This window comes from Methylopila musalis, assembly GCF_042679725.1.
In the GTDB taxonomy this organism is placed as follows: Bacteria; Pseudomonadota; Alphaproteobacteria; order Rhizobiales; family Methylopilaceae; genus Methylopila; species Methylopila musalis.
Genome location: NZ_JBHTMX010000188.1, coordinates 1 through 5,482 on the forward strand (window position 1 = coordinate 1; position 5,482 = coordinate 5,482).

At 69.8% G+C, this 5,482-nt stretch carries 4 protein-coding genes and 1 pseudogene; 1 reads left to right on the forward strand and 4 read right to left on the reverse strand.

Features of this window, described 5'->3' with window-relative positions:
- The 4 genes from ACFQ4O_RS14625 to ACFQ4O_RS14640 all read right to left on the reverse strand — a co-directional run.
- On the reverse strand, positions 1 to 1,087 hold a 1,087-nt coding region (locus ACFQ4O_RS14625; protein WP_378776597.1), incomplete at its 3' end, for a D-alanyl-D-alanine carboxypeptidase family protein.
- A gap of 125 nt (positions 1,088 to 1,212) precedes the next feature.
- Positions 1,213 to 3,012, reverse strand: coding sequence for a glucan ABC transporter ATP-binding protein/ permease (locus ACFQ4O_RS14630; RefSeq protein WP_378776599.1), 1,800 nt, complete (start codon positions 3,010 to 3,012; stop codon positions 1,213 to 1,215).
- A 723-nt stretch (positions 3,013 to 3,735) separates the two neighbouring features.
- Positions 3,736 to 4,116, reverse strand: a complete 381-nt coding sequence (locus ACFQ4O_RS14635; RefSeq protein ID WP_378776601.1) for a helix-turn-helix domain-containing protein — start codon at positions 4,114 to 4,116, stop codon at positions 3,736 to 3,738.
- Positions 4,116 to 4,409 carry a type II toxin-antitoxin system HigB family toxin gene (locus ACFQ4O_RS14640; RefSeq protein WP_378776603.1) on the reverse strand — a complete coding sequence of 98 codons (294 nt, stop codon included), beginning with the start codon at positions 4,407 to 4,409 and terminating at the stop codon, positions 4,116 to 4,118. Before ACFQ4O_RS14640 ends, ACFQ4O_RS14635 begins: the two co-directional genes overlap by 1 nt.
- A 643-nt stretch (positions 4,410 to 5,052) precedes the next feature.
- Between ACFQ4O_RS14640 and ACFQ4O_RS14645 the strand changes: the two are divergent.
- Positions 5,053 to 5,482: pseudogene (locus ACFQ4O_RS14645) on the forward strand (hypothetical protein); the annotation flags it as partial.

Here is a 5,482-nt window from a genome sequence, read left to right on the forward strand (position 1 = left end):
CGGCCGCCGCCGTGGGCGCGAAGGCGGTCGGGGCGTCCTCGTCGACGCCGCTCGGCTTGGCCGCGACCGCTGGCGCGTTCGGCGCCGCCGTGGCGTAGACCCGCACCGGGTTGACCTGCGTCTTCGACATCAGGATCGGCCGCCAGGGATGGCCCGCCGGATCGAGCTTGCGCTCGGCGCGGGCCTTGGCGGTGGACTTGCCGCACATGGTCTCGCGCAGGTCCACCGGGAAGGCGCCGACCTGCTGCGGCAGGCTCGCCAGCGTGGCGCGGGCGGAGGTCGCCGCGAAGCCGCGCTCGAAGGCGTCGATGGCGGTCTCGGAGCGCTCGATCGGCGTGCGCGAGCCCAGCACCACCGCCACCAGCCGGCGGCCGTTGCGGGTGGCGGTCGCCACCACGTTGAAGCCCGAGGAGCAGACGTAGCCGGTCTTCATGCCGTCCGCGCCGGGATAGCGGCCGATCAGCCCGTTGTGGTTGCGCAGGATGCGGTCGCCGATCTGGATGGCGTCGAGCGAGAACAGGCCGGCCTGCCCCGGAAAATCGCGGTAGAGCGCGGAGGCGAGCAGCGCCATGTCCCGCGCGGTGGTGCGCTGCAGGTCGGGGCCAGGCCGCACCGGCAGGCCGTTCGGGTTGACGAAATTGGTGTTGGTCATGCCGAGCTGGCGGGCGGTGCGGTTCATCTCCGCCACGAAGCCCTCCACCGAGCCGGACACGCCCTCCGCCAGCAGGAAGGCGATGTCGTTGGCCGACTGCACCATCAGCATCTTCAGCGCGTCGTCGACGGTGACCGTCTGGCCGACCTGGAAGCCCATCTTGCTCGGGGGCTCGGCCTGGGCGCGGGCGGTGTAGATCAGCGGCGTGTCGGCGCGGAGCTTGCCGTTGCGCACCGCCGTCAGCACCACATAGGCGCTCATCAGCTTGGTGAGCGACGCCGGATACCACGGCGCGGTGGCCTCGTTGGCCTCCAGCACCTGCCCGGTGGCGACGTCGGCCACGAGCACGGGCTGGGCCTGCGCCGGCAGCGCGAGGCCTGCGGCGGCGGCGATGGCGAGCCACGCGGCGGCGCGGCGGCGGAAGGTCTGAAGCATGGGGCGGTCGGACTCACGCTGCGTCGGGCGATGATCGGCGGAAGCCGCGCCGTTCCCCCCAACGCGCGCGGCGGCGGGGACCGGCCGACGCGGACCGTTGTACCTCCCGAGCCCCCGCTTGCCAATCACAGGGCGTTCACGAGCCCGTCCTTGGCGGTGGACGACGCGGCCTTGGCGTCCTGCGCCCGCGCCAGCGCCTGGGCGGCGACGAGCTGCGAGAACGGGCCGCCGGCGGTCGCGAGCTCGTCAAAGCGGCCGCGCTCCACGATGCGGCCGCGCTCGAACACCAGCACCAGATCGGCGCTGCGCACGGTGGCGAGCCGGTGGGCGATGACGAGCGTGGTGCGCCCCTCCCGCGCCGCGTCCAGCGCCGCCTGCACCCGCGCCTCGGTGCCGGCGTCGAGGGCGCTGGTCGCCTCGTCCAGCATCAGGATCGGCGCGTCCTTCAGCAGCGCGCGGGCGATGGCGAGCCGCTGGCGCTCGCCGCCGGAGAGCGAGGCGCCGCGCTCGCCGAGCTCGGTTGAGAAGCCGTTCGGCAGACGGCGCACCACGTCCAGCACCTCGGCCTTGGCGCAGGCCTCCTCCAGCTCCGCGTCGGTGGCGTCCGGCCGGCCGACGCGCAGGTTGTCGGCGATGGTGCGCGCGAACAGCATCGGCTCCTGAAACACGACGCCGATGTTCCGCCGCAGGCCGTCCAGCGTCATGTCGCGGATGTCGACGCCGTCGATCGCGACCCGGCCGTCCTGCGGATCGAACGCCCGGTGCAGCAGCGACAGAGCGGTGGACTTGCCGGACCCGGTGGCGCCGACCAGCGCCACCATGGAGCCGGGGCGGGCCTCGAAGCTGACGTCGACCAGCGTGGGCCGCGACGGCTCATAGGCGAAGGACACGTCCTCGAACGCGATCAGCCCCGTCACCCGGCCCGGATCGCGGGCGTCCTCGCGCTCCGCCACCTCGGGCGCGGTGTCGAGCAGCGCCAGCAGCTCCGCGATGCGCGGTCCGTTCAGAAGCGCCATGTTGACGAGCTGCACCGCCTCGCCGAGCCGGCCGATCACCAGTGTGGCGAGCGCGGCGAAGGTGACGATGTCGCCGACGCTCGCCAGCCCCTGCGCGTTCAGCGCCGCGCCCGCCAGCACCACGCCGAGCACGGTGAGCGTGCCGGCCGCGGGCGTCGCGGCCGCCGCCCAGGCCCACCAGGACAGCACCGGCATCTGCGCGTCGAGCAGGCGCTGCATCACGTCCCGCAGGCCGCCGACCTCCGCGCGGATGCGGGCGAAGCTCTGCACCACGGCCACGTTGCCCACCGCGTCCGCGGCGCGCTGGGCGACATCGGAATGGAAGCTCTCCACGTTCTCCTGCCGCGACTGGGTCTTGCGCAGCAGCGCGGTGATCGCGACGCCGAACAGCACGACGAGCCCGATCAGGATCAGGCCGAGCCACGGGTTGAGCGCGAGGCTCGCCGGCAGCAGCGCCGCAAGCCCCACCAGCGTGGCGCAGCCCGAGCGGAAAAAGGCGAGCCACACGTCGGCGAGCGCGTTGGCGCCGGTGACGAGCGCCTTCACCACCCGCCCCGAATGGGTGCGGCGGTGGAAGCTGAGCGGCAGCGACAGCGTGTGGCCGAAAGCCTCGGTGAGCGCGGCGAGCCGGCGGCGATGGGTGAGCTTGTCCGCGTTCAGCCCCACCAGAACCCGACCAACGATGGCCGCCAGCGCGATGCCGGCCCAGAACGCCGCGATCAGGCCGAGGTCCCCGGTCTCGCCGCGGGTCAGCGCGTCGACGATGCGGCCGAACAGCACCGGCTCGGCGAAGGCCGCGAGCGCCAGCGCCACATTGCCCGCGACCAGCGCCGCCGCCAGCGGCTTCTCCGGCCCCAGAAGCCCGATGGCGCGGCGATAGGTGGCGAACAGGCCGGCGGAGGGGGTCATGGGCGGGGAGGTCCGGGTCGGGAGAGCGGCGGACACACCGCCGTCCTCCGACCATCTACCCCGGAGCCGCACGGCCGTTCAACCAACGTTCCGTAGCCCTGCCGCGATGCGCCGGACCGCGCGATCCCGACCACCGTCACGCCCGGCGCATGGCGGGCCTCCACGACGTTCGCGCTCAACCCGTTCAGTCGGTTGAGGTCGAGCGTTCCGGCGTGGCCGATCTCTTCGTTTCAGCTTGAGCGCGTTTACAGGCGCAGACGCCCTGCTCTTGGCGCCGACGTCGACAGCCGGCATCGATGTGAGCAGGCTGCGCGCCCTGCACGCGAAAAAAGTGACGACATGCGCCGAGGTTTGACCGCCCTCCAAAAGCAAAAGGCCCCGATTTCTCAGGGCCTTAAGCGGTGTCGTATTCTAGCGGTCTGGTGATTGAGGGCCAACCGCAACGAGGCTTGGTGCGACATGGCCAGCAACACGATTCTAGCGGTCTGGTGATTGAGGGCCAACCGCAACACACCCGATCCGCCCGCCAAAAACGCCTCGATTCTAGCGGTCTGGTGATTGAGGGCCAACCGCAACCGGCAAGCGCTCTCCGGATCAGGTCTGGGCATTCTAGCGGTCTGGTGATTGAGGGCCAACCGCAACGATCGACTGCGAGCCCTGCTGAGCTTCGGAATTCTAGCGGTCTGGCGATTGAAGCCAACTACAACGGGCGGCGTCTTTTGGTCAGGACGCCGCCTTCAAAGCGTAAGGCTTGGCGATCAGATCGGACGGCAGGCCCCATGCGGCGCGCAGGCGGTGGATCATGTCGAGCGTGAGCGCCCGTTTCCGGTTGAGGACTTCGGAGGCGCGAGGCCTTGATCCGAACAGTTGAGCGAGATCGGCCTGGGTCTTGCCGGCGCTCTCCATGAACGCTTTGAGGGCGTCAATGGGATCGACGTCGGGAAGGGGGAACCGCTCCGCCTCGTAGGCGGCGATCAGGGTGGAGAGCACATCGAACCGATCGCCGTCCGGAGAGCCGAAGACGGGAGGTTCGTCGAAATAGCGCTCGACTTCAGCGAGAGCCCAGTCGTAATCGGCTTCGGTGCGGATCGGGCGAATGTCCATCACACGGTCTCCGGGTTGATCTTGTCGTATTCTTTGTGCGTCCCGATGAATTTGATCATCACGCGCTTGAACGGGTAGGAGACGCGAACGATCAGGCGGTATTTGTTGCCGCCGATGTTGAAGATCACGCGGTCGTCGGCCACGAAGTCGGCCGATCCGAACATGTCCTTCACGTCCTGCGGGCCGCTCCAGTCCGCCTTCTCGACGCGCTTGAACCAAACCACCAAGGGCGTCTCGGCGTCGGGGTGGACGTCCCAGAAAGCCTTCAACGTGCGGCGCGCGATGATCTGCATGAGAGAATGTAGCATGGTTCCCGCAATGGGAACAAGACGAAAGCCCATGACGTCGGGACTGACCGAAGCCTCTTTCAGCAAGCAAAAGGCCCTGATCTCTCAGGGCCTTAAGCGGTGTCGTATTCTAGCGGTCCGGTGATTGAGGGCCAACCGCAACGCAATGGGGGCCGCCCCCCGTTCGAGCGCGATTCTAGCGGTCCGGTGATTGAGGGCCAACCGCAACAAGGTCGCCGGAGCGCCCACATATCGGGCGATTCTAGCGGTCTGGTGATTGAGGGCCAACCGCAACGCCGAACTGACCCGGCTGATGGACCTCGCCATTCTAGCGGTCTGGTGATTGAGGGCCACCGCACAATCAATCCAATCCCATTGCGCGGCGCTGAAGCCCGTCGCCGGCCATCGCACCCACCCGCTCGCGGAAGAACGGCGACGATGCAGCGGCGCTGTCCGGCTTCCAATCCGGCCTGAACGGCCCGCGAACCCATTCGGAACCGTTCCTAAGAACGCGCCACCGTCCGGACGCAGATGGGCGAGGCCGGTCAAAGCCTTACGATCTCTTGGCGTTAACGGCTTGTTTACCCTGTCCGTTAACAGTGCCTAATGCGGCGCTCAGGATTTGCGCCGGCGGCGGAGATCGAGCGCAATGAGCTTCAGCGACCAGGCACGGGCCGCACGGGCGATCGGCCCTCAGGGCGAAGGGCAGGACGCCGACCCGCGGCCGATCGACCGGCTCGCGGAACGCCTCGCCCAGGCGCCCTCGCCGGCGCCGCAGACCCCTCCCCGCCGCAGTCTGGAGCAGCTCGTCTCCATGCTGTCCCGGCGCAACATCCAGACCGAGGACCGGCTGACCAACGCGCTGGAGGGCTTCGCCCGCTGGACGGAGGAGACGCCGGCCGCCGCCCCGGCGTCGGCCTCCTCCCCCGCGCCTGCTGCTCAGCCCGAGCCGGACGCGCGCCAGCCCGAGACTCTGGAAATCCCCGACCACGCGGCGACCACGCCAGAAGCGCCGGCCGCGCCCGTTCCCGCGCCGTCGCGCGCCACCATGACGCTGCGCGCGGCCTTGGCCGAGATCG